1 protein-coding gene and 1 pseudogene are annotated in these 1,327 nt (G+C 59.7%); both read right to left on the bottom strand.

Annotated elements, in window-relative coordinates:
- Window positions 1-54 precede the first annotated feature (54 nt).
- Window positions 55-969, bottom strand: a pseudogene (locus HMPREF3145_RS04755) (IS3 family transposase); the annotation flags it as partial.
- Window positions 963-1,217 carry a transposase gene (locus tag HMPREF3145_RS04750; protein ID WP_244268753.1) on the bottom strand — a complete coding sequence of 85 codons (255 nt, stop codon included), beginning with the start codon at window positions 1,215-1,217 and terminating at the stop codon, window positions 963-965. The gene HMPREF3145_RS04750 and the pseudogene HMPREF3145_RS04755, both read right to left, overlap by 7 nt.
- Between the last annotated feature and the right edge of the window lie 110 nt (window positions 1,218-1,327).

Below are 1,327 nucleotides of genomic sequence, written 5' to 3'. Positions count from 1 at the left end.
TGGCCTGTGTCAAATTTTGTGGACGGGTAAACCCGTTGTGTTTGGTTGTGGGGGTTAGGCTGCGGCGGCGTGTGTGTCGGCGCAGCGGGTTTTGAATTGGCGCATTGCTTCGGCGGGGATCAGCCCGGTGGTGGAGTGGATGCGGCGGCGGTTGTAGTACGTCTCGATCCAGTGTCCGACTTCGTAGCGGGCGTCGAACTTCGACGCGAACTGCTTCTTTTCGTACAGCAGATGCAGCTTCAACGTGGAAAACATCGACTCCGCAACCGCGTTGTCCCAGCACACACCGACCGCGCCGGTGCTTAAACGCACATCGAGTTTCTTGGCTGTTTGCGCGAACTGCTTCGAGGTGTACTGCGAGCCGCGGTCGGAGTGAAACACCGCGTTGCCCGCGACGAAACCGGCCGCGTGCGCCATGGTCAGCGCGTCGACGACAAGTTGCGCACTCATCCGGTCTGCGATCTGCCACCCGACAACCATCCGTGTGCTCAGATCGATCACGACGGCCAGATACATCCACCCCTGCGCGGTGCGCAGGTAGGTGATGTCGCCGCACAGATAGGTTGTCGGCATCGCGGGGTAGAAACGGCGCCGAAGCAGATCAGCTCGTGCGCTCGCCTGCGGGTCTTGGATCGTGGTGCGTTTAAACGCGCGACGGTACTTGGTGTGCAGCGTGTTGTCAGCCATGATCTTTCGCACCGCATACAGCGTGGTTGCAACGTTTTGGGCCTGAAGCTGCCGGTAGATAGTGCGCGCCCCGGCAAAACCGTTGTGCTCGTTGAAGATCTCGATAACCAGATCGGTAATCGCCGCGCGTTTCGCCCGCGGTGTGCCACCGGCCGGCGGAGTATCTCTACGCTTGCGCCAGGCGTAATAGCCGGAGCTGGATACTTCCAACACACGGCACATCATTGACACTGGGTAGCGAGGGCAGGGGTTGCCTTCTTCGTGGAAGTGGGCAATTACCGCGAAGAGGTCCTCGTGGTGTGCTCCGTGGCGAAGAAGGCGGCCGCTTTTTTTAAAAACTCGTTTTCACGCTCGAGCTCTTTGATCCGCTTTGCCATCTCTGCCGGGTCCTGCGACGCGGCATCAGCAGCGCGCATGTGGCTGCCGGAACCAGTGCCCAAGGTGCCTTCGGCTTTGGCCACCCAGCGTCCCAACGACGAGGACGACACCCCGTACTCCTGGGCCACGGCACCACGAGTCTTGCCGAACATCAACACCTCATCAATGCACTGCTGACGAAACTGATCCGAATACTTACGTGGCATGATTTAATCCTTCCAGATCGGTGGGTTTCACCGTCCACCGGAATCATGACACCCCA

Origin of the sequence: Corynebacterium sp. HMSC05C01, assembly GCF_001807155.1 — a bacterium.
Lineage (GTDB): Bacteria > Actinomycetota > Actinomycetes > Mycobacteriales > Mycobacteriaceae > Corynebacterium > Corynebacterium coyleae.
Note: the sequence above shows the minus strand (reverse complement) of the source record. Positions and strands in the feature narration are given on the sequence as shown.

Bases quoted from the DNA above. Each gene is read 5' to 3' on its own strand.
- HMPREF3145_RS04750 (WP_244268753.1), bottom strand. From the start codon at position 1,217: ATGTTCGGCAAGACTCGTGGTGCCGTGGCCCAGGAGTACGGGGTGTCG.